We start from the raw sequence: 26,135 nt of genomic DNA, 5'->3' as shown, positions 1-26,135 counted from the left end.
GGGAGTGCAGAGGGCGTAGCCCTTTGCCCGCCGGAGGCATATTCTCCGACCGCCCTGCCGCTCCTCCCGGCGACGCGAAGCAATTGCCGGGGTCCGGGGGGAGGCTCTCCCCCTGGCGGGTGCAGGGCGGAGCCCTGCCGGGAGCGTCCCGAGAGGGCGGAGCCCTCTTTGGCGGGTCCAGGGCAGAGCCCTGGCCGCCGGAGGCGTCTTCCCCGACAGCGCTACCGTGCGCCGACGCTGCGATTCACGTCGGCGCGGGATTTATTGGGGTCTGATCAGCCTTTGGTGGCGATGTAGGCTTCGATATCGGCGGCTGGGAGGGGCCTGGAGTAGAGGTAGCCTTGGGCGAACTGACAGCCGAGGGTGCGGATGACGGCCAGTTGCGCTTCGGTTTCGACGCCTTCGGCGATGAGGGCCATGCCGAGGTTTCGTCCCAGCCCCACGATGGCGCGCACGATTTCGGCGTGTCCGCCGGTGGCGTCGATTTCGCGGATGAAGGAGCGGTCGATTTTGAGGATGTCGATGGGGAAGCGGTGCAAATAGGAGAGCGAGGAGTAGCCGGTGCCGAAGTCGTCCACATAGAGTTTGACGCCCAGGTCCTTGAGTTCCTCGAGTCTGCCGATGGCGGCCGCGCCCTGGTCCATGATGACGCTTTCGGTGATTTCCAGTTCCAGTGTGCCGGGGATGATGTCCGATTGTCCCAGCAGAGCGGCGAGCTTGCCGCTCAGGTCGGCCTGGGAGAACTGTTTGGCGGAGATGTTCACGCTCATGGAGAGCGGGTTCTGCTTGGGGAAACGTTTCTGGAAGAGCGAGAGCTGGCGGCAGGCTTCTTCGAGCACCCACCAGCCGAGATCGACGATGAGGCCGTTTTCCTCGGCCAGGGGGATGAATTCCAGGGGTGGAATGTAGCCGCGAGTGGGGTGTTTCCAGCGCAGGAGCGCTTCCAGGCTGATGGTTTCGCCGTTGTTGACATCGACGATGGGCTGATAGTGCAGTTCGAATTCCTGGCGTGCGAGGGCGTGCCGGAATTCGGTTTCCATGGTGAGGAGTTTGATGGTCTCCTCGTGGAGAGCGTTGTCGAAGACCTCGAAGCGCGCCTTGCCGTTGCTCTTGGCGCGGTACATGGTCAGGTCGGCGTCGCGGAGCACTTCTTCGGCGGTGCCGCAATAGCCCGAACAGCAGATGATGCCTATGGAGACGGTGGAATAGATTTCGCGCCCGTCGATGGTGAAGGGCTTGCGCATTTCTTCAAGGATGCGTTCGGCCACGAGGGTTGCGCCGGAGAGGCTGCGCACCTGTTCGGAGATGACGGCGAACTCGTCGCCGCCGAGGCGGGCCAGAGTGTCGGCCTCGCGGGTGCAGGAGCGCAGGCGTTCGGCCAGGAGCACGAGGAACTGGTCGCCGGAGGCGTGGCCCAGGCTGTCGTTGATGACCTTGAAGCGGTCCACGTCCAGGTAGAGCAGAGAGAAGAAGCTGTTGTGCCGGGCGCAACGCGAGATGGCCTGCGAGAGGCGGTCGGTGAACAGGGCGCGGTTTGGCAGGCCCGTGAGGGCGTCGTGGAGCGACTGGTGGAGCAACTGCTCCTCGAACCGCTTGTGGTCGCTGATGTCTTCGAGCGTGCCTTCGAAGCGGATGCTTTCGCCGGTCTTGCCGGAGACGGTGTGGGCGTTGACGGAGCCCCAGCGGAGCTGGCCGTCCTGGCGCATGATCTGGGTTTCGAAGGCCTGGACGGCGAAGTGGTCGTCCAGGACGCGGAAGAACTTTTCCCGGTTGCCCGGGTCGTCGAGGAAGAGGGAGCCGAAGCCGACCTTGGCGGCGAGGAGCTCTTCCACGGAGTTCCAGCCCAGAATGCGGGCCATGGCGGGGTTGGCGCTGACGAGCTGTCCCTGGTGGTCCACCTGGAAGATGCCTTCGATGGCGTTTTCGAAGATGGAGCGGAATTTTGCTTCGGCGGCCTTGCGCTCCTCGATTTCGCTCTGGAGCTTGCTGTTGGCTTCCTCAAGCTGTCTGGTGCGGTCGTGCAGTTCCACGGTGCGACGCCGTACGAGGTTTTCGAGATTTTCGCGGTAGGCCTTGTTTTCCTTGAGCAGTTTTGCGCGTTCCAGGGCGCGGCGCACGGAGTGTTCGAGGATGCCCAGATCTTCCACGGGCTTGAGAATGTAGTCCCACGCGCCCAGGCGAAGGGCCTCGATGGCGTCCTGGATCATGCCCGTGCCCGAGACCACGATGATGGGCACCTCGGGGGCTTCGCGCACCACGCGCGCGAGCACTTCCAGGCCGTCCATCTCGGGCATGCGCAGGTCAACGAGGATGATGTCGGGGTGGCTCTCGCGAAAGACCTCCAGGCCGATGCGGCCGTTCTGAGCCTGGAGCACGGTGAAGCCGGAATCTTCGAGGTAGGCCTGGAAAGAGCGCCGAATGACCTCTTCATCGTCGATGGTGAGGACGGTGGCGACGGGATCGTGGATCATCGAGTGGGACCTTGGACCAGTTGCAGGATCTTGGCGGCCATGTCGCCCATGTCAAGAACGGGCTTGAAAAAGACTTGGCTGTCGTCGAGCCCGGCGGACTTGAGGTCGTCCGAAAGGCTGAACTTGGTGGATCCGGTGTGTATGAGGAACTTCATGCCCGGCAGGCGTTTGGCCAACTCCAGGATGAGGCTCGCGCCGTCCATGCCTGGCAGGCGCAGGTCCACCACGGCGAGCACGGGGGGGTGCTCGGTGGCGGAACTTATGGCCTGCTCGGCGGACTCTGCAGTGCGCACGCGAAAGCCCTCGTCCTCTAGGTAGGCCGCGAGGCTCAACCGGACGGGGGTTTCGTCATCCACGACGAGGAGTTCGATGGGCTCTTGCTGCATGATCAGTACATTGGTTTGCGTGAGTCGTCTGAAAAACTCTCTGTCATAAAAATCCTACCGGATTTTCCCCCGCAGGCCAAGGATTTTCCGTCCCACCTCGAAAGGGCGCGAAGAAAAGTCTGCCCCCGATGTAGGAATTGAGTATGCGCTCCGAGGAGTAAGCCGACCGGCCCCGGCAGGATGTCTCTTGGAGCGTGGCATTGGAAGGTGCGGAGCCAAGGCCGCGCTGCGACGACGATGCAGGTGTCCGGAAGGCGCGCAAGGCACTGCCCACCAGCCGGAGCTGGCATTGTCGGCTCCACTGGCCGGGCGAATTTCCGAAGGGCCTGCTGTCGAAGTCTGCGTGGACGGGGGAGTTGCATGCGGGCGGCACGAGCGCCCTGCCCCGGGCTGCGACGCGCTCAGGGCGGCAGGTGGGGACGAAGGTCCGACGCTCCCGGCTGCCCCCGGGCCGGACAGGGTCCGGCCCGCAGGGCGCGTGAAACGGTGGCCCTAGTGTGTCAGGGCGCGCTTGAGTTTGGCGGGGTTGGGGCGCTCGAAGGTCACGGCGGTGCCGAAGCAGCTGAAGAACTTGGAGCCGTCGGGGTGGAAGGCCACGGTTTCGTGATAGCCCACGATGGCCTCGGCTCCGATCTCCATGGCCGAGGCCGCCAGGGAGAACAGGGCGCACTCGGCGTCATAGGCGCGTCCGTGCACGAGACCCAAGACCTTCTTGATGCGTCGGCCCTTCAGCGCCGGGGTGGTGACCACGGGAAACTTGCCCGAATAAAACATTTCCTTGGCGTTCTGCAGGCGCTGGCCACGCTTGAGTTCCTCGTTGGGATCCTTGGCCTGGCGCGACGCGCCGGTGAAAAGTGACAGCATGGCTCCTCCTGATGTCGGCATGGCCGGTTCGACGTTGCGATCGGGGCATCTCTAGCAAGCCCCTTGCCATGTCTGACAAGTTGAATGATTTCATCTTACTAGAGAATCCTGCGCGCTTCGAGGTTACGGCGACAGCGTCAAAAAAGCCCGGCGTCGCACATGCGATGCCGGGCTTTTGGCGTGCAATGAAAAAGGTTTCAGCAAATGCGCGGCAATTGTTCCCCTTCCAGCATGCCCAGCAGGCGGCGGCCGCCCAACCCGGTGCGCAGCACCACCTTGCCCGGGTTCTCGGCGGTCACGGTCCCGATGACGCAGGCGTCGCGGCCCAGGGGGTCTCGACGCATCACGGCCAGGGCCTGGTCTGCGAGTTTGCCGGGAAGGATGCAGATGAGCTTGCCCTCGTTGGCCAAATAGAGCGGGTCGAGCCCCAGCACCTCGCAACCCGAAGCCACCACGGGCTTCACGGGGATGGCGGGCTCCTCCAGGTGGATGCCCACGCCCGACTGCTGGGCGATCTCGTTGAGCGTGGTGGCCAGGCCGCCGCGCGTGGGGTCGCGCAGCACGTGCACGCGCTCCAGGCGTTGCATGAGCTTGAGCGTCAGGCGGTTGAGCGAGGCGCAGTCGCTCTGCACCGGGGCCTCGAAGGAGAGGCCCTGGCGGTGGGAGAGGATGGTCAGGCCGTGGTCGCCCAGGGTGCCGGAGACGATTACGGCGTCGCCGGGCCGGGCCCGGTGGCCGCTGGGCGGCCTGGAACTGACCACTTCGCCGATGCCCGTGGTGTTGATGAAGATCTTGTCCGCCGCGCCGCGCCCCACCACCTTGGTGTCCCCGGCGATCACGCGCACCCCCGCCTTCTTGGCCGCTCGCGCCATGGAGGCCACGATGCGCTCAAGGTCGTCCAGGTCGAAGCCCTCTTCCAGGATGAACCCGCAGGTCAGGTAGAGGGGCTTGGCCCCGAGCATGGCCACGTCGTTGACCGTGCCGTGCACGGCCAGGCAGCCGATGTCGCCTCCGGGGAAGAAGATGGGGTCCACGGTGAAGCTGTCGGTGCTCACGGCCAGGGGGCCCTTGGGGTTGATGAGCGCCGCGTCGTCCATGCGGGCCAGCACGGGATTGGCAAGGTGGCGCAAAAACACGTCGGCCACCAGCCGGTGGGAGGCCAGGCCGCCGCTGCCCTGGTCCAGGAGGAGTTTGTTGCCCATGGGGGAGAAGTCCTATGCCAGGTCGAGCTGGTATTTGAAGTAGGCGGCGCAGCTGCCCTCGGTGGAGACCATGCACGGCCCCACCGGATTGGCGGGCGTGCAGGCCTTGGCGAAGAGCGGGCACTTGTCGGGAGGCATCTTGCCCTTGAGCACCTCGCCGCAGCGGCAGCCGGGCAGCGGAGGCGACTCCCTGAGCTCCACGCCCAGCACCTCGAAGGCGTCATGGGCCTTGTAGGCGTCGGCCATGGCCAGGCCGCTGCCGGGGATGGACCCGATGCCGCGCCAGAGGGCGTCGCAGGGGCGGTAGACCTCCTCCACGATGGCCCGGGCCGTGGGGTTGCCCTCGTCGGACACCACGCGCTTGTAGTTGTTCACCACGCGGGGTTTGTCCTGGCGCTTCATCTCGGCCATGAGCAGGATGGCCTGGAGCAGGTCCAGTGGCTCGAAACCGGCCACCACCGAGGGGATGCGATACTTTTCAGCCAACGGCGCGTAAGGGGCCGTGCCTATGATGGCCGAGACGTGTCCGGGCAGCATGAAGCCCTCCACGGACATTTCGGGATCGGCAAGGAGCACGTCCAGGGCCGGGGGCACGAGCTTGTGGAAGGGCATCACAAGAAAATTGGAGAGGCCCTCGGCCTTTGCCACGCGCAGGGTGGCGGCCACCGTGGGGGCCGTGGTCTCGAAGCCGATGCCCAGGAACACCACCTTGTCGCCGGGGTTGGCCTTGGCCACGGCCAGGGCGTCGAAGGGCGAATAGACCACCTCCACGCGCGCGCCCTCCGCCACGGCCTGCTTCAGGCTCGCCCCGCCGGGGCCGGGCACGCGCATGAGGTCGCCGAAGGTGGCGATCACCACGCCGTCGCGTCCGGCCAACTCCAGGTAGGCCGCCACCTCCGACTCGTGGGTGACGCACACCGGGCAGCCAGGCCCCGTGAGATGCACCACCTGGGAGGGCAGCAGCGAATGCACGCCCGAACGGAACAGGGCCACGGTGTGGGTGCCGCAGACCTCCATGAAGCGCAGGCTTCGGCCCTGCAGGGCCTCCTCGATGCGGCCCAACACCTCCCGGCAAAGGGCCGGATCGCGCAGCGGATCAGACGAGCTCAAGGTTCCATCCTTCCTGGAAGATCTTGATGGTCTCCATGGCCTCCTCGCGATTGAGCACGCGGATGGCGAACCCGGCGTGGATGATCACGAACTCGCCCACCTGGGGCTTGTCGCCCATGAGGTCCAGGCGGATCTGCTTGCGCACGCCGCCGATTTCGACATCGGCCACTTCGCCCTCGATGTGTTTGACTTCCATGGGAACTGCCAGGCACATGGGAACCTCCAAACCGGACCCGTCCGGCATGATATGTTCATGAGAAGGATGCGGGGTTTATGGGTTCTCCCCGCGGCTAAGTCAAGGCCGAGGGCTGGTCCTTGGCCATGGCGTCGATGAGTCCGCGCAGGCGCTGCATGAGGTCCATGAGGCCCTGCACGCCCTGCCGGGAGTCTCCCACGCCGTCGGCGGTGTCCGCCGCCACGGCGCTGATGTCGGCCACTGCCTCCGTGACTTCGCGCACGGCCCTGGCCTGCTCTTCCGCGCCCAGGGCGATGGAGCGCACCTGGCCGGAGGTCTCCCCGACGAGGCGCACGATGTCCGTGAGCGCCGCCCCGGAACCGTGCGCCATGGAGGTGGTCTGGGAGATGGCTTCCACGGCTGCCTCCACCTGGACGGCGCTGCCGCGCGCCCCTTCCTGGATGGCGGAAATGGCTTCGCCCACTTCCTTCGTGGCGGTCATGGTTTTCTCCGCGAGTTTGCGCACCTCGTCGGCCACCACGGCGAAGCCGCGTCCGGCATCGCCTGCACGGGCGGCCTCGATGGCCGCGTTGAGGGCCAGGAGGTTGGTCTGGTCGGCGATGTCGGAGATGACCACGAGCACACGGCCGATGTCCTCGGCCTGCCCGGCCAGGCTCCCCATGGCGTCCTTGAGCCCGCTGGCCCTGGCGCGGACTCCCTCCATGGCGTCCACGAGGCCGCGCACCAGTTCGTCGCCCTCCTGGGCCTTGGCCCCTGCCCCTTCCGCGATTTTGGCAACCTCGCCCGCGCTGTGCGCCACATGGGTTACGGAGGCGTCGATCTGGGAGACGGCCGTCGAGGTGCCTTCCAGGCGTTCGCGCTGACGCTGTGCGCCCCGTCCGGCCAGCTCGAAGCTGCTGTTGAGTCCCTGGGCGTGGACCATCACCTGCCCGGAAATGGCCTCGGCCTCCTGGGCAGCCTGGGCCAGGGCTTCGTTGCGCCGGGCGATCTCCTGCTCCTTGGCGCGCAGTTCGGTGAGGTCGGTGTAGAGGCACAGCGCGCCCATGAGTTTGCCGTTGACGGCGTTGTAGAGGGGGGCGGCGGCGATGAGGATGTTGCGTTTGGCGCCCTTCTTCCCGGTGGTGACCACCTCGCGCACGATGGAGGCGTTCTGGTCGATGGCGTCCGCGAGCACGGTGCGTCGGCTGGCGTCGCCGTAGAAGAAGAAGGCCACGTTCTGGCCGTAGTAGCTCTCGGGCTTTCCGTCGTACTGGAGCAGGTCCATGAGGGCTTGGTTGGTGAGCGAGAGGCGCAGTTGCTCGTCCACCACGATGAAGGGCGTGCGGATGCCGGCCAGAATGCCTTGGGCGTAGCCGATGGCTTCGAGCATCCTGCCGGTCATGGCCTGGACCGCGCGGGCGGTCTCGCCAATTTCGCCCGGAAAGTCGCTGACGAAGACGGCTGCGGAGTCGCCCTGCGCCTGGGCCTGGGAAAAATCGTGGATGCCCTTGAGGGGCAGGGCGACGTGCCGGTGGAAACCCACCCCGAGCACGGCGGCCAGGACCAGCACGGCGGCCGCGGCCCCGGCCTGCAATGTCCCGAAGGGGGCGGTTCCGCTCAGCCAAGGGGCCAGGGAGGCGGCCAGGGCTATCAGGACAAGCAGCAACAGGGTCAGGTAAAAACGCATATTGACGTTCATTGACGAACCTCCCACTGAATACGGACTGACGAACCCTTAACTCGTGACAACCGTCGACATGACCAATGAGTCATCCTGGGAAGGAGCGTACGACATGACGGCCTTGAAAAGCCTGCAAGAGACTATGCAGCGGAGGGGAACAACACGACAGACGCATGCATAACACCGCAAGAAATGCATACAAAACCGTCATAAATAGCATGCAAGTGAACAATTGAGGCTGAGTGTGCCTGGCATGCTTCGATGAGCACCCTGCCTTGAACAATTGCACCAACGCAACAGCACCCCCTCGCGATGCGTCCTATCCAGAATCGATGCAGGCATAATGCAATGCATCTCTACATCTCGCTTCGCCCATCACATATCACCACCAACAAATCCGGTCAACGACCTGAACAGGAAAAATCCCATATTATCCAAGGACAAGGGCCATCCCGAGGCGCTCAAAAAAGACCTTGCCGATCGCAATGAGGAATTGTATTGACAAAAAGCGTTCCACGGAACGCCAACAAGCCACCCATCCAGGCATCTCAAGCATGCAAGCCAACACTCCGGCCGAAGTGGTCACCCAGGCCCGAAAGCATCTGCTCAACATCGTCTCCATCCTCAAGGACGGCAAGGTCGAGAGCGCCATCAAGGCTGCCCTCTACGGCCTCATGGCCTACATTAAGCACGGCAACACACTGATCAAGCAGGAAAAAAAAGAATACCAGGACCTGATCACCAAGGCCGTCCACCTCATCAGCCTCGATCCCAAGGTCAAGGAGGTGTGCAAGGAGCCCCTGGTCTACCAGCCCCGCAAGGAAATGGAGATCCTGGCCAGGCTGCGCGACCTGCCCGACCTCATGCTCGCCCGTGAGCAGGACAACGAAATCCGCGAGGGCCAGGCCAGGACCCAGGCGAGGGCCGACCGCCTGGAAAAAGGCCGCCAGCTCCTGGTGCAGCGCTACTTCGACGGGGCCATCCAGCACTTCCGCCGCCTGGCGGACGACTACGCCGACGACGCCCCCCTGGCCGCTGAAATCGGAAAGATCCTCTTCGAGATCAACCACATCGAGTGCATCACCTTTTTCGAGCGCGCCGTGGCGTTGGACCCGGCCGACCACAAGAGCCTGGCGCTCATGGGCGTGGCCTTTCGCAAGATCAAGAAGTTCGAGCAGGCCGAACAGGCCTACCTGACCGCCCTCGAGGTGGACAAGGACAACGTGAACTACCTGTTCAACCTCTCGCGCGTCTACATCGACGCTGGCAACTGGCCCAAGGCCCAGGAAACCCTGCGCCGCGTCCTGGAGATCGACCCCGCCCTCGAACCAGCCAGGAAAGGCCTGGAATTCGCCACCAGGCACTGCCGCGATCTCATCTGATGGCCCCGAAACAGCCCCAGAGCCCGCCCTGGCACGTGATGGCCGCCCTGGATCCCCCCGGAGCGGCCTCCCTAGCGGGGCTTCCGCCCGCGCCCTCCGACGCCGGCTGCTTTGCCTTCTGGGACGAATACGCCATGCTCCCCCACATCCGGGAGCACAGTCTGGCCGTGGCCCGCGTGGCCACCACCCTGGCCCTGGCCGCCAGACGCGCGGGCCTTCCCGTGGACGTGCAACTCGTGCGCGCCTCGGCCCTGCTCCACGACATCGCCAAGACCTACACCATCCACCACGGCGGCAACCACTCCCAGCTGGGCGGCGCATGGATGCAGGAGCGCACCGGCAACCCCGTGCTGGCCATGGGCATCGTGCACCACGTGCACTGGCCCTGGCCCGTGGACGTGCGCGGCCATTTCCTGCCCATGGCCATCATCTACGGCGACAAGCGCGTGCGCCACGACTGCGTGGTAACCCTCGACGAGCGCTTCGAGGACCTTTACGCACGCTACGGCTCCACGCCCTACATCCGCGACCGGCTCGCGGAATCGAAGCAACAGTCCCTCGACATCGAGTCGGCCCTGGGCCAGGCTCTGGGAATGAACCTCCATGAACATCCTTTTGATAGCGGGCGGCTGGTCGAGCGAGCGTGAGGTCTCGCTCTCGGGCGCCCGCCAGATTCATGCGGCCCTGGAGACCCTGGGGCACCGCGTCACCCTCCTCGACCCCCTGGCCGACTTCGACAGCATCGTGGAGGCCTCGCGCCGGGCTGACTTCGCCTTCCTGAACCTTCACGGCGCGCCCGGCGAAGACGGCATCGTCCAGGCCCTGCTGGACGCCTCGGGCTGCCCCTACCAGGGCAGCGGCGCGCGCGCGTCCCTGCTGGCCCTGGACAAGGCGGCCTCCAAGCAGCTTTTCCGCCAGGGGGGGCTCCTCACCCCGGACTGGGAGCTGCTCACCGCCCCTCCCGGACCGGACTGGCGGCCCGGCTTCGGCCTGCCCGCCTTCTTCAAGCCCAACGCCGGAGGCTCAAGCGTGGGCATGAGCCTCGTGCGCGAGGCGGCCGAACTCCCGGCGGCCCTGGACGCCGCCTTCGCCCAGAGCCGCGCCGTGCTGGCCGAACCGGCCCTGGACGGCCCGGAAGTGACCTGCGCGGTGCTGGGCGGAGAAGCACTGCCGCCCATCCTTATTAAGCCCAAGGCCTGCATTTTTTTCGACTATCAGAGCAAGTACGTGCAGGACGCCGCAGAGGAGATCTGCCCGGCCCCCTTGCCCGGAGACACCCTGGAAGCCATCCGCCGCGCGGCACTCGCGGCGCACGGGCTGCTGGGCCTGGCGGGCTACTCCCGCTCGGACTTCATCCTCACGCCGCAAGGCCCCTCGATCCTGGAGACCAACACCCTGCCCGGCATGACCTCCACCAGCCTCCTGCCCCGCGCCGCGCGCGTGCACGGGCTCGAATTCCCGGACCTGCTTGCCCGGCTCATCGAACTGGGCCTGGCGGAAAAATCCAGGCGTTCCGGACTGGACTAACGACACGTGGCATTATACACACTCTGCCCGGCCAAAGGCCCCGCCATCACCCGGCCGCAACGCGGCCCCCTGGAGCATCGATGAAAGCTTTTCTCGCCCTCGAAGACGGCGCCTGGTTCGAAGGCACGTCGTTCACCGGTGCCGGCCGCGCCGGCGGTGAAGTGATTTTCAACACCGGCATGACCGGCTACCAGGAAGTCCTCACGGACCCCTCCTACGTCGGCCAGATGGTGTGCATGACCTATCCCCACATCGGAAACTACGGCGTGAACCTCGACGACGTGGAGTCCGACCGCATCCGCGTCGAGGCCTTCATCGTCAAGGAGTGCTGCAAGACGCCCTCCAACTGGCGCGCCAAGGAGTCCCTGCCGGACTACCTCACCCGCCACGGCGTCATGGGCATCGAGGGCGTGGACACCCGCGCGCTCACCCGCCACCTGCGCCTGCACGGCGCCCAGCGCGGCATGATCTCCACCGAATGCAAGGACCCCGCCGACCTGGTGAAGCAGGTCAAGGCCCTGCCCCCCATGGAAGGGCTCGACTTGGCCAGCGCCGTCACCCCCAAGGAGCCCTACGTGTGGGACGGCAAAGGCCCCCGCACCGTGACGCTGAACCCCGACGGCTCCTACGACTGGCCCGGCACGGGCCCCCGGGTGGTGGCCTTCGACTGCGGCATCAAGTGGAACATCCTGCGTCTGCTGGTGGCCGAAGGCATCGACCTGCTCGTGGTGCCCGCCTTCTTCACCGCCGAGCAGGTGCGTAAGCTCTCGCCCGAATCAATCTTCCTCTCCAGCGGCCCCGGCGACCCGGCGGCCCTCCAGGACATGGTCCACGCCACCAGCCTGCTCATCGAGGACTACCCCACCGCGGGCATCTGCCTGGGGCATCAGCTCCTGGGCCTGGCCCTGGGCGGCAAGACCTTCAAGCTCAAGTTCGGCCACCACGGCCTGAACCACCCCGTGAAGGAACTTTCCACCGGGCACATCGAGATATCCTCCCAGAACCACGGCTTCTGCGTGGATCTCTCGACCCTGAAGGACGTGGAGCTCACCCACGTGAACCTGAACGACAACACCCTGGAAGGCTTCGCCCACACCAAGAAGCCCATAATCGCCATCCAGTACCATCCCGAGGCAGGCCCCGGACCGCACGACAGCCGCTCCTTCTTCAAGCGGTACAGGGAGATGCTCAGACGAGAACTGGGACGCTAACCCATCGCCAAGGAAGGTGGAGATGTCCGCCGAACTCACCAAGGCCAGGAAACAGATCACGCAGGTGAACACCTACCTCAAGCAGGGCAAGCCCCTGCCTGCGGTGACGGCCCTGCACGACGCGGTCCTGACCATGCTCAAGGCCCAGCTCATGAAGGCCGAGCGGGACGAGTTCTGCAAGCTCATCGAGCAGGCCGTGTACCAGCTCAACAACAACAAGGAGCTGCGCGTTCTCTACCCCTTGGTGATCCCCTACGCCCCCGGCGAGGAGAAGGCCCTCCTGGAGCGCATGCGCGAACTTCTGCGCGAACTCCAGACCAACACCGTGGAAGAGGCCAAGGATGAAATCCAGGGCCGTCAGGTGCGCCGCGCCGAGGGGCTGAAGACCGGCAAGGAGCAGCTGGAGCGCAAGGAGATCGATCCGGCACGCAAGACCCTCGGCTCCCTGGTGCGCGAGTTCCCACACGATGCGCCCCTGCGCGCCGAGGTGGCTGAGCTTTTCATGCAGGCCGAACTCTACGAGGACGCTTTCAAGTACCTCGACGAGGCGCTGGGACTCACGCCGGACCAGCTGCACCTCTACAACCGCATCGGCATCGTGCTTCGCAAGCTCCGCCAGTTCGACGTTGCCGAGAAATACTTCATGCGCGCCGTCAATTTCGCCAAGGACGACCCGAACCTCTACTTCAATCTCGGGCGGCTCTACATCGACTGGGAGCGCTTCGACAAGGTGGAGCGCGCCGCGCGTCTGGCCCTCAAGCTCAATCCGAATTTCCACGAAGCCGCCAAGATGTTCCAGTTCGCCCTGAAAAAACAGGGCAAGCCCGCCTGCTGAACCCCATGGAGCGCCTGCGCGCCGACGTGCTGGTGCTCGGGGCCGGGCTCGCGGGGCTGCGCGCCGCCCTCTCCTGCCTGCGCGCCGCGCCGGGGCTGGACGTGCTGGTCGTCTCGCTGACCGGCGGCCCTTCCGGCTCCTCCTTCGCCAACCGCAACGACGCCCTGGGCGTGCACGTCTGCCTGAACGACGCCGAGCGCGAGGCCTTCGTGGCCGAAGTGGCGGCCCTCAACCGGGGCGCGCTCCTGGACCCGGCGCTCACCGCGATCATGGCCCAGGAGGGAGAAGCCCGCCTGCGCGAACTGGACGCCCTGGGCCTGCCCTTCGTGCGCGACGACTCTGGCGGTCTGCTCGACCATCCCTCGTGCTTTTCACCCCACTCCCGCCGGGCCTTCCTTTTCCGGGGACTCGCCCAGGCCCACCGTCGCTTCCGCGCGGCCCTGGAGGCCCTGGGCTGCCGGTTCCTCGGCGGCCACGCCGTAGCGCGCATCGAAATGGACCGCCGCGAGGCCCTGCCCCGGGCCTGCGGCGCGTTGCTGCTGCCCGCGCGCCCCGGCGCGTCGCCCGCCCCCCGCCGGGCCGCCTCCAGGCCGGACGCGCCCTGCGCCCAGGCGACGTCGCCCCTGGCCGTGGAGGCCCGGGCCGTGGTGACAGCCCTGGGCGGACCGGCACGGCTCTTCGCGCGCACCATCGCGGGTCCCGGCGTGCCGGGCTTCGGCCACGTCCTTCTGGGGATGGCCGGGGCGCGCCTGGCCAACCAGGGGTACCTGCAGTTTCTGTGGGGAGCGTTGCCGGGGGGCCGCTTCTGGAGCCCCGCGGAGCTGGGCTCGGGAGGCTGGAGGATCATGCCTCCCCTCCTCGACGACGCCATGGCCGGATTCGATCCCTCCGAAGGCGTGCCTGTTGAAGAACTCCTTCCCGACCTCGCGCGCCTCGCGGGAGAGCGCGCCGGGCATTGCCCATGCGCCCACGGCCTGCCCGACGCAGCCCTGGACCTGGAACTCGTGCGGGCCATGGACGCGGACGGGTCCGTTCTCCTGCTCACGCCCGGGAGCTCTCCCCTGGCCGTTGCGCTCATGGCGCACGCCAGCAACGGCGGGGCGCTGATCGACCGGGACGGCGGCACGGGCGTCCTCGGCCTTTTCGCGTGCGGGGAGTGCGCCACGGGCATGCACGGTTCCAATCGGATCGGAGGGGCCATGGTGCTGGCCACCCAGGTGTTCGGGCACCGCGCAGGAGAGGCCGCCGCGCGCTTCTCCCGGGACGTTCCGGAAGGCCTTGCCTCCCGGGGGTCCCAGGACTTTCAGGAGGACGCCGAAGAGCGCTCGCGGGGGCTGGCCTGGCTGGGTCGGGGACTCACGCGCCACGCCGCGCCGATGGCGCTCGCAGGGGCGAAGGGCTTCGCGGCCGACATCCGCCGCCTGGACACGGCCCGCGACTGGCGGCTGCGCCTGAGTCTGCAGGCCGCCCTGGGTGTCTTGTCCGGCCAAGGCGTCGTCTGAAATGCCCGCTGTGCCCCGCTGGGGCCGCTCTGGCCCGCCGAGGCTGGAACTTGGACGGGACGATACGGGCGGATCCCGGTTCCGTGTATCTTGGCGATGCGCCGCCCCACTGGGCGTGCGCCATGGGTCGCGTGCAACGGGCATGACAAGGCCGCGCGCCCGGCCCTCGAGGCATCATTCCGGGGTGGGCGCTCCGTGGCGACGGCGGGGTATGGCCACGGTGAAGGTGGTCCCTTCTCCGGGCACGGAAGAGACCGTGAGTTTCCCCTTGTGGATGTTCGTCACGATGAAGAAGGAGATGGACAATCCAAGCCCGGTGCCCGCGCCGGGGCTCTTGGTGCTGAAGAAGGGCTCGAAAATCCTCTCCGTGACGCCGCCGGGGATGCCCGGGCCGTTGTCGGAGAAGGCGGCGTAAACGTGCTCGGCGTCGTGCCAGGTGCGCACGACGACTTCGGGCTCCCGGTTGTCGTCGGGCTGGTCCATCAGGACCGACACGGCGTTGCGCAGGAGATTGGTGAACACCTGGTCGATCTGTTGCCCGGCGCAGGGCGCGTCGGGCTCATCGGCGGGGGATTCCACGCGGATGTTGATGGGCCTGCCCGTGCCCGTCAGGTCCAGGCCGAACTCGGAACGCACGTGCTCCACGGCCTGCCGCGCCAGGTTGCCCAGCGCATGCGTTTCAAGCCTGGTTTCACCGCCCCGCGCGAAGGCCAGCATGGTCCGCACGATGGATGCCGCCCGGGAAATGGCCTCCCGGACATCCTGGAACATGGCGAGAACGCCGCGCTGGGTCAGGTAGGCGTCCAGGGCCTTCATGTCCAGGCCCGCGGCTTCGGCGGCCCGCTCGTTGGCCGCGACGCCCGGCTGCAGGCGCAAGGCGGCCAGTTGCACCGACTGGGTGACGATGCTCAGGGGATTGTTGATTTCATGGGCCACGCCCGCCGCGAGGCTGCCCATGAGCATCATCTTGTCGGCCTGGCGCTTGATGCTTTCGAGCCGCACCCTGTCGGTCACGTCGTCCACGCGCACCACCGCCCCATCCACGCAATTGCTCACCAGCGGGTAGACCATGATGTCCAGGAAGCGGTTGTCGCCCTCGCGGTCCATCTCCTGGCGAACGGGCAGTTCGGGTTGGCGCTGGTAGATCACCCGGGAGATCATCTCCGGGGAGACATCGAGTTCCGGGAAGAGGTCCTGGAGCGGGCGACCCAGCGCATCCTCTCCGACGATGCCTGCCGAGGAGGCGGCGTTGGCGTTGATGCGGGTGAGGCGCATCTCCTTGTCCACGCAGACCAGCAGCGAGGGCATGGAGTCGATGATGTTGCTGATGTAGCGGTTGGCCTTGGCCAGCTCCTGCTCGGCCTGGACTCGCTGGGCGATTTCCTGTTCGAGTTCCCGGTTGGCCTTCGAGAGTTCCGCCGTGCGCGAGGCCACGACGTCTTCGAGCATGCGCAGGTGTTCGCGCAGATCGTCCTGGGCCTCCTTGCGCAGGACGGCCTCGTCCTGCGCGCACTGGAAGGATGCCTCCAGCGCCCTGCCCAGCCGGTAGGATTCGGCGAGGCCCAGTTTCTCGATGGCGCCGCGCTCGCCCAGGCGCATCCTGTCGGCCAGGCCTGCCAGCGAGGTGAACTCCCAGGCGATGCGGCGGCTCAGGATATAGGCCAGCGCCATGGCCAGCAGGCCCACGGCCCCCGAAAAGACCAGGGCGTAGAGCACCCACTTGCGCACAACATCCGAAAGCTCGCTGCGGGGCATGCTCACGGCCACCATCCAGCCGAAGCGTTCCGAGCGGCAGAAGCTCGTGGTCAGCGGCGTCCCGTCCAGGGCGTTGATGTCCAGGGTGATTTCGTCGTGCTTGAAGAGCCACTCCAGGTCCACGCCCACCGAAAGGGGCTGGCCCACGAAGCGGTCCATATCGCTCGTCCGGGCGATCACCAGACCTTCGGCGCTGACGATGGAGCCGATCCAACCCGGAGGCAGCTTCAAATCCTCCATCATCTTCACGAACCGATACGCCGGGAACGTCATGCCCAGGTCGTAGGCAACGCCTGTCCCGTGCCAGACGGGGATGTCCATGCCGATGAGGTGGCGTCCCGTCACGGCGCCCTTGAACGGGCCGGAGATGTGCGGACGGCCGTTCTCGAAAAGGGCCTTGAGCATGGAGGCGTTCTTGCGCTTGGGCAGCGCCGACCCGAAAGCGAGGTAGCTGTTGACCAGCTGCTGGCCGGACTCCTCCGCCAGGATGATGTCGGCGCCTTCGAACTCCTCGGCCAGGGTGGCGGCCTGGCGGTGGAAGGCTTTGAAATCCTTGTTCTCAAGGGCCGGAGACGTGGCGAGAGCCCCCAGCGAGGCTTCCACGCCCACCAGTTTGAGTTCAGCGGCCTGGCGCACGGCCTGGGCCAGATCCTGCGTGCGGCTCGTCAGTTCGGCATACTTGGTGTTGAACAGGTAATACGCGATGCAGGCATACCCCAGCCAGATGGGGATCATGCAGGTGAGCGCGGCGGCGAACAGGCGCGACTGAAGACTTGGACGCTTGGGCATACGGCTCTTTTTAAACACTCTATCCAGTAAGCGAAGAAAGAGTCAATACATACAGCTGCATCATGATTGTCATGCGTCACCAGTATTCTGGATAGCGCCGCCCAGGGGCCAGGTTGTTGGCGACGAGCGCTGCCGCCAGTATGACCAGCACCCCGGAGAGTACGGGGAAGAGCACGAAAAGATAGCCAAGATCGAAGATATTCTGCCCTCCCGACACCGCTATGAGCGCCGTGGCCCCGCCCGGCGGATGCAGCGTGCCAGTGGCGTGCATGAGCGCAATGGCCGCTGACACGGCCAGGGCGAAGCAGAGCCAGCCCGGCGCGAACGCCCGCCGGGCTTCCCGGCAACCGCCGGATCAGGCCAAACGCCGGGCCAGCTCCAGGGCCTCGCGGAAGCTGCCAAGATCCGCCGTGTCGCGGCCCACCAGGTCGTAGCCGGTGCCGTGGTCCACGGAGGTGCGCACGTAGGGCAGCCCGAGTGTCACGTTGACGGCCTCGCCGAAGTGCACGAGCTTCAAGGGCCCCAGGCCCTGGTCGTGGTACATGGCCAGCACGGCCGGGAACTCGCCCTCGTAGGCGCGGCGGAACACCGTGTCCGCCGGGAACGGCCCGGCGGACTCCACCCCGGCGGCCCGGGCGCGCTCCATGGCCGGAACGATCACACTGCCCTCCTCGTCGCCGATGCGCCCGGATTCTCCGGCGTGGGGGTTGAGCCCGCACACGGCCACCGGCCCCGAAAGCCCCAGTCTGCGCGCGAAATCGGCGGTGAGCCTGAGGCAACGCTCCACCTTTTCCGTCGTGACCAACCCGGGAACCCTGGCCAGGGGCGGATGCGTGGTCACCAGGCTCACGCGCAGCCTCGGCCCGCACAGGTGCATGCACACGCCCTCGGAGCCCACGCCCGCGCGCTCGGCCAGGAATTCCGTATGCCCGGGAAAATCGAACCCGGCCAGCTGGAGTCCGGCCTTGTTGAGGGGGCAGGTCACCAGGGCGTCGGCCCGCCCCGCCAGCAGGAGGGCGCTCGCAAGCTCCAGGGAGAGCCCGGCCGCCCGGCCGCCCTCGGGCGTGAGCGCCCCGGGTTGAGGGACAAAATCCCCGAGACCCGTCGGTTCCAGCAGGTGCACGCCAGGCCCGGGACGCACGGGCATGCCCTCCGGGAGCCTGGCCCACGGCGCGCCCAGGCCCAGGCGCGCGGCGTGAAGTTCAAGTGACGCTTGAGGTCCTACGATCACGAGAACGTCGTCCCCGGGCGGTGCCCCGGCCAGCCAGCGGCAGACCAGCTCCGGCCCCAGGCCGTTGGGGTCGCCCAGGGTGACAAGGAAAACGCGGGGACGGGCCGGGGAGTCGGCCTGGACTGCCTTCGCCGAGGGATCGGTCCTGGCGGTGGAGGCATGGAGGGCGTGCGGAACGGATTCTGTCATGACGTTGGGCCCCTGAGGGTTTTGCGGCGGCGCGGGGCCGCCGTCGGTCAGAGAGGCTGGAGGTAGAGCGCGCCCAGGGGCGGCAGGGTGAGCTCCAGGCGGCAAGGCCACAGGCCGTGCGGAGATTCGACGGCCCGCACGCCAGCGCCGTTGCCCACGCCGGAGCCGCCGAAGCGCTCCGCGTCGGAAGTGAAGGCCTCGGCCCAGAAGCCCGGGTGGCGGCAGCCCACCACGTAGCGTTCGCGCACCACGGGGGTGAAGTTGAACACGCACAGGAGCTGCGAGCCGTCGCGGGCCTTGCGCAGGAAGCTCAGCACCGAGGAGGCGTGGTCGGAGAGGTCCACCCACTCGAAGCCGCCCCACTCGTTGTCCAGCTCGTGCAGGGGGGGATGCGCGGCCAGCAGGGCGTTCAACTCCCGCACCAGATCCATGAGGCCCCGGTGTTCGGGCGAGTCCGTGAGCGCCCAGTCCAGGGGCTCGCGGGAGGTCCACTCGCGCCACTGGCCGAACTCTCCGCCCATGAAGAGCAGCTTCTTGCCCGGGTGCGCCCACATATAGGCCAGGAAGGCGCGCAGGTTGGCGAAGCGCTGCCAGCGGTCCCCGGGCATCTTGGAAAGAAGCGCGCCCTTGCCGTGGGTCACTTCGTCGTGGGAGAGCGGCAGGATGAAGTTCTCGTGAAAGGCGTAGAGCATGGAGAACGTCAGGTCGTTCTGATGGTGCGCGCGGTGAAGTGGGTCGCGCGCGAAGTAGGCCAGGGTGTCGTTCATCCAGCCCATGTTCCACTTGAAGGTGAAGCCCAGGCCCCCGTCGTGGACCGGCCGCGAGACCCCGGGCCAGGCCGTGGACTCCTCGGCGGCCATCACAGCGCCCGGGTAGCGCTGGTGCACCACGGCGTTGAGCTCGCGCAGGAAGTCTATGGCCTCCAGGTTCTCCTTGCCGCCGTGCGCGTTGGGAACCCACTCCCCGTCCTGCCTGGAGTAGTCCAGGTAGAGCATGGAGGCCACGGCGTCGATGCGCAGGCCGTCCAGATGGTATTCCTCAAGCCAGTAGAGGGCGTTGGCGAAGAGGAAGTTGCGCACCTCATGCCGGGCGTAGTTGAAGACGTAGGTGCCCCAGTCGGGGTGTTCGCCACGGCGCGGGTCCTCGTGTTCGTAGAGGGCCGTGCCGTCGAAGCGCCCCAGGCCCCAGTCGTCCTTGGGGAAGTGGCCGGGCACCCAGTCCAGCAGTACGGCCAGCCCCGCCTGGTGGCAGCGGTCCACGAAGCGTTTGAAATCCTCGGGCGGACCGAAGCGGGCGGTGGGGGCGTAGTAGTGGCCGGTCTGGTAGCCCCAGGACTCGTCCAAAGGATGTTCGGCCACGGGCATGAGCTGGAGGTGCGTGAAGCCGAGGTCCGCCACGTAGGGGATGAGCTGGTCGGCCAGTTCGCGGTAGGAGAGGAAGTCGCCGTAAGCGGAGCCCTTCCAGCGCCAGGAGCCCGGGTGGACCTCGTAGACGCTCACGGGGCGTTCAAGGGGCAGGCCCTGCCCGGCGCGACGCGTCATCCACGCGCCGTCGGCCCAGTCGTAGGCGGGCAGGCCCCAGGCCACGGAGGCCGTGCCGGGGCGCATCTCGGCGCGTGTGGCGTAGGGGTCGGTTTTGAGGCGGGTGTGCCCGTCGGCCCCGCGCACGGCGTACTTGTAGTGCTCTCCCCGGACGACCCCGGGCACGAACCCGGCCCACACGCCCGACACCCCGACGGGATGCAGGGGATGGGCCTGGACGCTCCAGCCGTTGAAATCGCCCGACACGGAAACGCCCTGCGCGGCGGGCGCCCAGACGGCGAAGCGGAAGCCCTCGCGCCCGTGGCGGACGTGGGGGTGCGCCCCCAGAACGCGGTAGATGTGCCAGTGCCGCCCCTGGCCGAAAAGGTGCAGATCGAAGGGTTCGATGCGGAGGGGTTCGCTCAGGGTGCGCTCCCCGTGGGATCAGACGTGAACGCCCAGTTCGGAGTAGACCTCCAGGTAGCGCGCGCCGGCGCGCTCCCATGAGAAGTCCGCCTGCATGGCCCGGCGCATGATGCCCGCCCACTCCGTCGGGCGCTGGTAGACCTCCACGGCCTGGAGGATGCTCTCCAGGAACGATTCGGCCGTGGCCTCGGGGAAGGTGAAGCCCGTGCACTCGGGGTGGGGATAGGGCACGATGGTGTCCGAGAGGCCGCCCAGGTTGGTGGCCACGGGAGGCGTGCCGAAGCGCAGGGCGTAGATCTGCGTGAGGCCGCAGGGCTCGTAGCGCGAGGGCATGAGGAAGATGTCCGAGGCGGCCTGGATGCGGTGGGCCAGGTCCTCCGTGTAGCCCACGCGAACGTGGAGTCTTGCGGGATAGGCCTCCATCATCTCCATGAGCTGGGCCTCGAACTCCAGGTTGCCCTCGCCCAGCACCACCACGCCCAGGTTCATCTCCATCAGGCGCGGCAGGATGTCGATGAGCAGGTCCACGCCCTTCTGCCGCCTCAGGCGTCCGATGAATCCCAGCAGGGGGCGCTTGAGGAGCGAGGGGTCCATGTCCATCTCGTCCAGGAGGTGCTGCTTGCAGTTGCGCTTGTTGTCGAAGTCGTCCGTCGAGTAGGTGCAGGGCAGGTAGCGGTCGCTGCCGGGGTCCCACACGGAGTAGTCGGCGCCGTTCAAGATGCCGCGCAGGTTGGGGCGGCGCTTGGAGAGGATGCCCTCCAGGCCGCAGCCGAACTCGGGAGTGAGAATCTCGTTGGCGTAGGTGGGGCTCACGGCCGAGACCAGGTCGGCGTAGGCGATGCCCGCCTTGAGCAGGTTGAAGTCGCCCCAGAACTCCACGCCGTCCATGTGCCAGGCCTCGGCGGGCAGCCCGGACTCCTTGAACAGGCGCGAGGCGAAGCGTCCCTGGAAGGCCAGGTTGTGGATGGTGAGCATGGTGCGGGTGTCGCGCCAGAAGGGGTCGGTGCGCCGCAGGAAGTGCATGTAGGCGGGGAGCAGACCGGCCTGCCAGTCGTGCACGTGGATGAGCCGGGGGGCCATGTCCATGCGCCGGGACCATTCCAGGCAGGCTCGGCAGAAGAAGATGAAGCGCTCGCAGTTGTCGAAGTAGTCGCCTTCGTGGGTGTTGTAGTAGAACCTGCGGTCGAAGTATTCGCCGCGCTGGATGAAGTAGACCGGCAGCCCGTGATAATCCGCCATGTAGATTTCGGCGGTGATGGGAGCCCAGGGATAGCCCACGGGACAGCGCGAGGAGATCAGGCGCAGCTTGAACTCGCCCGTGCTCAGGCGGCCGTAGAACGGCGTGATCACGCAAACGTCCAGGCCCATGCGGCGAAGCGTCAGGGGCAGCGCCCCCAGCACGTCGCCCAGGCCACCCGTCTTGGAAAACGGGTAGATTTCGGAGGCTACGAAGACGACCTTGTGATGAAATGGCATCCTTTTCCCCATCCGTCCTCTCGGATTCCTAGCACGCAGCTCTCCGAAAGGCGTTACGATCGGGTGAACTCACGATCCTTCGTCCGATTTCGTCCCCGTGTTGAGCCGTCCCACGCCCCTGGCGAAGTCTTCAAGGATCAGCGCATGGTCGAAACACAGGGGAGCGGGCAGCGCATCCAGCCCGAACACGGCTGCACGTTTGGCGTCGTCGCCGGCCCCGAGCCGGGCCATGTCCTCGGGCAGCGCCGTGAACACCACGCTCAGGGTGTGCTGACGGGGGTCGCGCCGGGGGTCTGAATAGACGCCCAGGAGGCCCGTGAGCTCGACGTCCAGCCCGGTCTCCTCCCTGGCCTCGCGCACGGCGGCGCGCTCCACGCTTTCCCCGTAGTCCACGAAGCCGCCGGGCAGCGCCCAGCCGTGAGGTTCGTTGAGGCGCTCGATGAGCACCACTTTGCCTCCGGGGCAATGAATGATAATGTCGACCGTGGGCGTAGGGTTGCGGAAAGCCTTCAAGGACTGTCCGCAGGTCTCGCAGGTTCGGGGGGGTGTTGTGTCCACGTAGGATGACGCCGGTCTCCCCTCGCGTTGATCAGGCGATCCGGCCGGGTGCGGGGAGTGTTGGCCCGGTCGGCGTGCTCGAAAGGCACACTCAGGATTCTAGCTATACCGGGAACCACAGTGCCTGACAAGGTGATTCTCATTCATAACGGAGCATTGGGCGACTTCCTTTTGGCGTGGCCCACGGCGTGGGCCGCGGCAAGGGCTTTCGCAGGGAAACGGCTTGTCTGGGCCGGTTCGCGCGAGCGCCTGCGCTGGCTGTCGCCGATGGGCTACGAGCCCTGCACTTCGGAGGAGCGCAGGCTGCTGGACCGGCTCCACGGCGCCGATTCCTGGCCTGCGGCCCTGGAAGACGCCCGGGTGTTCTGGCCGGTGATCCGGCGCATCCCCGACGTGCCGCCCTCCTCCGCCTGCCGGTTCCTGCGCGCCGTGCAGGGCGAGCGCCACGTGCGCGACGCCTACGCCGCCGACCTGGCCCTGGCGGGCGTGCCCACTCCGAAGGGCTGGCTGGAGGATTTCCGCCGTCTCTTCGCGGCCGGTCGAAATCCCGGACGTACGGTGCTTCTCTTCCCCGGCGCGGGGCATCCGCTGAAGCAATGGCCCTTGGTTCAATTTTTTCAACTGGCCGACGCGCTGCCCGGCGAGGGGTTCGCCCCCCTCTTCGTGCTGGGACCGGCCGAACGTGACGAGGGCATGGATCTGGGAGGACGCCCCTATGCGGCCCCGGAGAGCCTGGAGGCGCTGGAGGCGCTGCTCCTGGGGGCAGGGGCCGTTGTTGGCGGCGATACGGGCCCCATGCACCTTGCGGGCATGCTGGGCGTGCCGGGAGTCTCTCTCTTCGGGCCTACGCGCTTCGGCCAGTGGGGGCCTCCGGGCATGGTCGAGGTCCGACTGGCGTTGCCCTGCGCGCCCTGCACGGCGGATTGTTCGGACCTTCGCTGCGCCGATGCGGCCTGCATGGCGGGCATCGCCGCCCCGCCTGTCCTGGAATCTCTGAAGCGGGGCATGCCCCAAATGGGAAGCGGCTTTCAAGGCCCTGGTATTCCTTGAAAGCCGCTTCAGCGAAAGGAGGAAGATTGATAACCATCTAGCAAGGAGCGGGCCAACACCGACAAACACCATGAAATAATTATAACATGCTGAAATTGATCGGCTTATCAACAAGGCCCGACACCATCGCCACCCAGGGGACGGTTAAAAAACTTGAACAGAACCTTTTGGAACAGGCCCCAGAGCCCTTTGCCGGTATAAACTTTTCAACCGTGGCGGACCAGCCGGTAGCCTTGGGCCTCCAGCACCGCGGCGTCCACCGCCCCCTCCCGGAACAGGACCAGCTCGCCGTCGCCCGAGGGGCACACCACGGTGGAGGGCATCCCCCCCGCCGGTTCGGGCGCGCCCTGGAACACATAGTCCGCACCCAGGCAGACCGCCGGAGAGAGGCCGCCCACCTCGTTCACCGCCGGGTCGCCCGAAACGTTGGCGCTGGTGGCGGCCAGGGGCGATCCGGCCATCAGGCACAGGGCCTGGGCCTCGGCGTTGGGCGTGAAGCGCACCGAAACGAATCCCCGGGCGTCCTTGATCTGCGGGGGCAGATCGGCCCGGGCGGGCACGATGATCGAGAGCGGCCCCGGCCAGAAGCGCTCCATGAGCGCCCGGGCCGCCCCGTAGCCCGTCCAGGAGGAGGCATCGGGCGAGAGCACGCCCTCCAGCTGGGACATGGCCCCGATGATCACCGGCAGGGGCTTGGAGCGCGGCCTGCACTTGATGGCGTTCACTCGCTCCAGGGCCTTTGCGCTTCCCACGCAGGCCCCGAGGGCGTAAAAGGTCTCCGTGGGATAGACGATGCAGCCGCCTCCGGCCAGAGCCGCCGCCGCGCGCTCCAGCTGGGTGATCCGTGAACGTTCAACTTCCTCAGGGGCCATGACGGAAACCTCCCTCCACATCCAGGGGTTCTTCCCCGGCTTCGATCCCAAGGACCTGGGCCGGCTCGCCGGACCCCTGCCCACCTGGGCGCTCTCCACCCAATGCCCGTGGCAGCAATGGGGACTGGCCGAAGCCATAGTGCGAGGCGCCCCCGGCGATCAAGTGCTTCTGCGAGCCGCGGCCGGCCTGCTTTCCTGGGCCTGGCAGGAAAGGCCCCTGGACGCCCCGGTCCTGGCCATGCTGCTCACCCTCGACTCCCAACTGCATTTCCTGGCCCCGGATCTGCGCGGCCTCCTCCAGAACCTGCGCAAACGCCTGCGCCCCCTCGCCCCCAACCCCGCCTGGCAGGAGCTGGCCGCCAGCGGCGACAACTCGGCCAAGGCCCGCTTCCTGGAACAGGCCGCCGCCACCCCCCAGGGCCCCGCCTGGATCAGCGAAACCTGGACCGACCTCGTGGCCCTGGATGACCGCGAGACCGCCCTGCGCATCCTGCGCGCCGCCGCCCTCCCCCGGGAACTGGAGCAGCGCCTCGCCCTGGAACTGCTCCACCACCACGGGCAGGACGCCCCTCTCCCGGAAGGCCCCTCGCACCACGCGCCCTGGCTCCTCCATCTTGAGGCGCGCCGACTCCTGCGCGACGGCGACCGCCCCGGCGCCGCCCGCATCCTGCGCGCCCTCCTGGACGCCATGCCCTGGCACGCCAACCTGCTGCTCGCCGCGCACGACGCCGCCCTGCTCCCGTCGGACGGCCCCCTTCCCGAGGCGCGCACCGCCCTTCTGGTTTACTCCTGGAACAAGGCCGAGCTCACCGCCCAGACCCTGGAGAGCCTCTTCGCCTCCCGCATCGGGGACAATCCCGTCTTCGTCCTGGACAACGGCTCCACCGACGACACGCCCCAGACCCTGCGAAACCTCCAGGACCGCTACGGACACGACCGGCTCACCGTGGTCACCCTGCCCGTGAACGTCGGCGCGCCCGGCGCGCGCAACTGGCTGCTCTCGCTCCCCGAGGTGCGCGCCTGCCGCTACGCCGCCTTCCTCGACGACGACGTGCTGCTCCCCGAAGACTGGCTCTCCAAGCTGCTCCACGCCGCCGCCAGGCACCCCGAATGCGCCACCGTGGGCTGTTGCATCCGCGACCACGCCCACCCCCACAAGCTCCAGTCCGCCGACTACCACCTGCTCCACCGCCTGCCCGGTGACCAGGGCATGGAACCCGGCGAGCGCCTGCGCGTCTTCAACAACTGCACCGGCACACTGGACCCGGGGCTCTTCGGCTACGAACGCCCCTGCCTCTCCGTCTCCGGCTGCTGCCACCTGCTCGACCTCTCCACCCTGGACTCCGTGGGGCTCTTCGACGTGCGCTTCAACCCCACGCAGTTCGACGACCTCGACCGCGACATCCGCGCCTTCCTCTCAGGCAAACCCTGCCTCTACACCGGCTCGCTCCAGATCGACCACGTGCAGCGCTCCAGCATGAGGCAAGCCTCCTCCAACGCCCAGGTCGCCCACATCCTCGGCAACAAGATCAAGCTGGAAGCAAAATACGACGACAAGGCCATCGACGGACTCGTCACCGCCAACCTCCAGAAGGTCTGGAACGACCTGCTCGCCAAACAGGCCGCCCTGCGGCAAAGCGCCTGAAGCGGCCTGCCGCCGCAAGGCTCCCCGGGGACGCCCGGTGCGGTTGCAGCGGTGGAGGGGGGGGAGGAGGAATAGCCTCCGGCGGCCAAAGGGCTACGCCCTTTGGAATCCCAAGTTGCTTCGCGGGTTTCACCGGGTAGGCCGGTGTGTTCGTGTCCAGTCCGGCCCTGCGCGCGCCTCTCGGCGGATCGTCTTCAAATCGGTCCGGCGAGAGGCCGCGCGCAGGGCCGGACTGGACACGGACGCCCGCACGGCAGCAGACACCCGCCGGGAACGCG

At 67.1% G+C, this 26,135-nt stretch carries 21 protein-coding genes and 1 pseudogene; 8 read left to right on the top strand and 14 right to left on the bottom strand.

Features of this window, described 5'->3' with window-relative positions; translation table 11 throughout:
* Positions 1-275: 275 nt before the first annotated feature.
* The 7 genes from NNJEOMEG_RS19705 to NNJEOMEG_RS19675 form a co-directional block, all read right to left on the bottom strand.
* Positions 276-2,471 carry an EAL domain-containing response regulator gene (locus NNJEOMEG_RS19705; protein WP_173087188.1) on the bottom strand — a complete coding sequence of 732 codons (2,196 nt, stop codon included), beginning with the start codon at positions 2,469-2,471 and terminating at the stop codon, positions 276-278.
* Positions 2,468-2,857, bottom strand: a complete 390-nt coding sequence (locus NNJEOMEG_RS19700; RefSeq protein WP_173087187.1) for a response regulator — start codon at positions 2,855-2,857, stop codon at positions 2,468-2,470. Before NNJEOMEG_RS19700 ends, NNJEOMEG_RS19705 begins: the two co-directional genes overlap by 4 nt.
* A 492-nt stretch (positions 2,858-3,349) precedes the next feature.
* Positions 3,350-3,721 carry a YbjQ family protein gene (locus NNJEOMEG_RS19695; protein WP_173087186.1) on the bottom strand — a complete coding sequence of 124 codons (372 nt, stop codon included), beginning with the start codon at positions 3,719-3,721 and terminating at the stop codon, positions 3,350-3,352.
* Positions 3,722-3,918: 197 nt separating this feature from the next.
* A complete protein-coding gene (gene hypE, locus NNJEOMEG_RS19690) occupies positions 3,919-4,923 on the bottom strand; it encodes a hydrogenase expression/formation protein HypE (RefSeq protein WP_173087185.1) in 1,005 nt (334 codons plus the stop codon).
* 12 nt (positions 4,924-4,935) lie between these two features.
* A complete protein-coding gene (hypD, locus tag NNJEOMEG_RS19685) occupies positions 4,936-6,033 on the bottom strand; it encodes a hydrogenase formation protein HypD (RefSeq protein WP_173087184.1) in 1,098 nt (365 codons plus the stop codon).
* A complete protein-coding gene (locus tag NNJEOMEG_RS19680) occupies positions 6,020-6,247 on the bottom strand; it encodes a HypC/HybG/HupF family hydrogenase formation chaperone (RefSeq protein WP_173087183.1) in 228 nt (75 codons plus the stop codon). Before NNJEOMEG_RS19680 ends, hypD begins: the two co-directional genes overlap by 14 nt.
* A 76-nt stretch (positions 6,248-6,323) precedes the next feature.
* Entirely contained in the window at positions 6,324-7,907 is a 1,584-nt protein-coding gene (locus tag NNJEOMEG_RS19675) for a methyl-accepting chemotaxis protein (protein ID WP_173087182.1), read from the bottom strand.
* A gap of 536 nt (positions 7,908-8,443) precedes the next feature.
* On the opposite strand from NNJEOMEG_RS19675, the gene NNJEOMEG_RS19670 reads away from it, so the two are divergent.
* The 6 genes from NNJEOMEG_RS19670 to NNJEOMEG_RS19645 all read left to right on the top strand — a co-directional run bounded on the left by NNJEOMEG_RS19670 (position 8,444) and on the right by NNJEOMEG_RS19645 (position 14,346).
* A complete protein-coding gene (locus NNJEOMEG_RS19670; protein WP_173087181.1) occupies positions 8,444-9,271 on the top strand; it encodes a tetratricopeptide repeat protein in 828 nt (275 codons plus the stop codon).
* A complete protein-coding gene (locus tag NNJEOMEG_RS19665) occupies positions 9,271-9,918 on the top strand; it encodes an HDIG domain-containing metalloprotein (protein ID WP_173087180.1) in 648 nt (215 codons plus the stop codon). The genes NNJEOMEG_RS19670 and NNJEOMEG_RS19665 overlap by 1 nt, the downstream gene beginning before the upstream one ends.
* A complete protein-coding gene (locus NNJEOMEG_RS19660) occupies positions 9,875-10,798 on the top strand; it encodes a D-alanine--D-alanine ligase family protein (RefSeq protein WP_173087179.1) in 924 nt (307 codons plus the stop codon). The genes NNJEOMEG_RS19665 and NNJEOMEG_RS19660 overlap by 44 nt, the downstream gene beginning before the upstream one ends.
* An 80-nt stretch (positions 10,799-10,878) precedes the next feature.
* Entirely contained in the window at positions 10,879-12,009 is a 1,131-nt protein-coding gene (carA, locus tag NNJEOMEG_RS19655) for a glutamine-hydrolyzing carbamoyl-phosphate synthase small subunit (RefSeq protein ID WP_173087178.1), read from the top strand.
* Positions 12,010-12,031: 22 nt separating this feature from the next.
* On the top strand, positions 12,032-12,844 hold the full coding sequence (locus NNJEOMEG_RS19650; RefSeq protein ID WP_173087177.1) for a tetratricopeptide repeat protein: 813 nt from the start codon (positions 12,032-12,034) through the stop codon (positions 12,842-12,844).
* A 5-nt stretch (positions 12,845-12,849) separates the two neighbouring features.
* On the top strand, positions 12,850-14,346 hold the full coding sequence (locus tag NNJEOMEG_RS19645; RefSeq protein WP_173087176.1) for an FAD-binding protein: 1,497 nt from the start codon (positions 12,850-12,852) through the stop codon (positions 14,344-14,346).
* 174 nt (positions 14,347-14,520) lie between these two features.
* Here the strand turns inward: NNJEOMEG_RS19645 and NNJEOMEG_RS19640 are convergent, their stop codons facing one another.
* The 6 genes and pseudogenes from NNJEOMEG_RS19640 to NNJEOMEG_RS19615 form a co-directional block, all read right to left on the bottom strand.
* Positions 14,521-16,890 carry an ATP-binding protein gene (locus tag NNJEOMEG_RS19640; RefSeq protein ID WP_173087175.1) on the bottom strand — a complete coding sequence of 790 codons (2,370 nt, stop codon included), beginning with the start codon at positions 16,888-16,890 and terminating at the stop codon, positions 14,521-14,523.
* Between the two features lie 76 nt (positions 16,891-16,966).
* A pseudogene (locus tag NNJEOMEG_RS19635) lies at positions 16,967-17,209 on the bottom strand (HPP family protein); the annotation flags it as partial.
* A 36-nt stretch (positions 17,210-17,245) separates the two neighbouring features.
* Entirely contained in the window at positions 17,246-18,310 is a 1,065-nt protein-coding gene (gene pdxA / locus NNJEOMEG_RS19630; protein WP_173087174.1) for a 4-hydroxythreonine-4-phosphate dehydrogenase PdxA, read from the bottom strand.
* Positions 18,311-18,357: 47 nt separating this feature from the next.
* Positions 18,358-20,256: a 1,4-alpha-glucan branching protein GlgB gene (glgB, locus tag NNJEOMEG_RS19625; protein ID WP_173087189.1), complete on the bottom strand. Its 1,899-nt coding sequence runs from the start codon at positions 20,254-20,256 to the stop codon at positions 18,358-18,360.
* Positions 20,257-20,274: 18 nt separating this feature from the next.
* Entirely contained in the window at positions 20,275-21,732 is a 1,458-nt protein-coding gene (gene glgA / locus NNJEOMEG_RS19620) for a glycogen synthase GlgA (protein ID WP_173087173.1), read from the bottom strand.
* A gap of 69 nt (positions 21,733-21,801) precedes the next feature.
* Positions 21,802-22,290 (bottom strand): NUDIX domain-containing protein, encoded by a 489-nt coding sequence (locus NNJEOMEG_RS19615; RefSeq protein WP_173087172.1) that lies wholly within the window; start codon positions 22,288-22,290, stop codon positions 21,802-21,804.
* A 120-nt stretch (positions 22,291-22,410) separates the two neighbouring features.
* Between NNJEOMEG_RS19615 and NNJEOMEG_RS19610 the strand changes: the two genes are divergently transcribed.
* Complete coding sequence (locus NNJEOMEG_RS19610) at positions 22,411-23,340, top strand: glycosyltransferase family 9 protein (RefSeq protein ID WP_173087171.1); 930 nt, start codon at positions 22,411-22,413, stop codon at positions 23,338-23,340.
* 206 nt (positions 23,341-23,546) lie between these two features.
* Here NNJEOMEG_RS19610 and NNJEOMEG_RS19605 read toward each other — a convergent pair whose 3' ends face one another.
* Complete coding sequence (locus NNJEOMEG_RS19605) at positions 23,547-24,212, bottom strand: L-threonylcarbamoyladenylate synthase (RefSeq protein ID WP_173087170.1); 666 nt, start codon at positions 24,210-24,212, stop codon at positions 23,547-23,549.
* Between NNJEOMEG_RS19605 and NNJEOMEG_RS19600 the strand changes: the two genes are divergently transcribed.
* Positions 24,211-25,857: a glycosyltransferase family 2 protein gene (locus tag NNJEOMEG_RS19600; protein ID WP_173087169.1), complete on the top strand. Its 1,647-nt coding sequence runs from the start codon at positions 24,211-24,213 to the stop codon at positions 25,855-25,857. The genes NNJEOMEG_RS19605 and NNJEOMEG_RS19600 overlap by 2 nt on opposite strands.
* Positions 25,858-26,135 lie beyond the last annotated feature (278 nt).

This window comes from Fundidesulfovibrio magnetotacticus (genome assembly GCF_013019105.1).
Classification (GTDB): Bacteria; Desulfobacterota; Desulfovibrionia; order Desulfovibrionales; family Desulfovibrionaceae; genus Fundidesulfovibrio; species Fundidesulfovibrio magnetotacticus.
This window is presented reverse-complemented; position numbering and strand designations above follow the sequence as displayed.

Coding starts and splice junctions, on each gene's coding strand:
- NNJEOMEG_RS19670 (WP_173087181.1), top strand. CDS start 8,444: ATGCAAGCCAACACTCCGGCCGAAGTGGTCACCCAGGCCCGAAAGCAT.
- NNJEOMEG_RS19700 (WP_173087187.1), bottom strand. CDS start 2,857: ATGCAGCAAGAGCCCATCGAACTCCTCGTCGTGGATGACGAAACCCCC.
- NNJEOMEG_RS19650 (WP_173087177.1), top strand. CDS start 12,032: ATGTCCGCCGAACTCACCAAGGCCAGGAAACAGATCACGCAGGTGAAC.
- NNJEOMEG_RS19605 (WP_173087170.1), bottom strand. CDS start 24,212: ATGGCCCCTGAGGAAGTTGAACGTTCACGGATCACCCAGCTGGAGCGC.
- pdxA (WP_173087174.1), bottom strand. CDS start 18,310: ATGACAGAATCCGTTCCGCACGCCCTCCATGCCTCCACCGCCAGGACC.
- NNJEOMEG_RS19600 (WP_173087169.1), top strand. CDS start 24,211: ATGACGGAAACCTCCCTCCACATCCAGGGGTTCTTCCCCGGCTTCGAT.
- NNJEOMEG_RS19665 (WP_173087180.1), top strand. CDS start 9,271: ATGGCCCCGAAACAGCCCCAGAGCCCGCCCTGGCACGTGATGGCCGCC.
- NNJEOMEG_RS19680 (WP_173087183.1), bottom strand. CDS start 6,247: ATGTGCCTGGCAGTTCCCATGGAAGTCAAACACATCGAGGGCGAAGTG.
- glgA (WP_173087173.1), bottom strand. CDS start 21,732: ATGCCATTTCATCACAAGGTCGTCTTCGTAGCCTCCGAAATCTACCCG.
- NNJEOMEG_RS19675 (WP_173087182.1), bottom strand. CDS start 7,907: ATGAACGTCAATATGCGTTTTTACCTGACCCTGTTGCTGCTTGTCCTG.
- NNJEOMEG_RS19695 (WP_173087186.1), bottom strand. CDS start 3,721: ATGCTGTCACTTTTCACCGGCGCGTCGCGCCAGGCCAAGGATCCCAAC.
- NNJEOMEG_RS19640 (WP_173087175.1), bottom strand. CDS start 16,890: ATGCCCAAGCGTCCAAGTCTTCAGTCGCGCCTGTTCGCCGCCGCGCTC.
- hypE (WP_173087185.1), bottom strand. CDS start 4,923: ATGGGCAACAAACTCCTCCTGGACCAGGGCAGCGGCGGCCTGGCCTCC.
- NNJEOMEG_RS19645 (WP_173087176.1), top strand. CDS start 12,850: ATGGAGCGCCTGCGCGCCGACGTGCTGGTGCTCGGGGCCGGGCTCGCG.
- NNJEOMEG_RS19660 (WP_173087179.1), top strand. CDS start 9,875: ATGAACATCCTTTTGATAGCGGGCGGCTGGTCGAGCGAGCGTGAGGTC.
- carA (WP_173087178.1), top strand. CDS start 10,879: ATGAAAGCTTTTCTCGCCCTCGAAGACGGCGCCTGGTTCGAAGGCACG.
- NNJEOMEG_RS19705 (WP_173087188.1), bottom strand. CDS start 2,471: ATGATCCACGATCCCGTCGCCACCGTCCTCACCATCGACGATGAAGAG.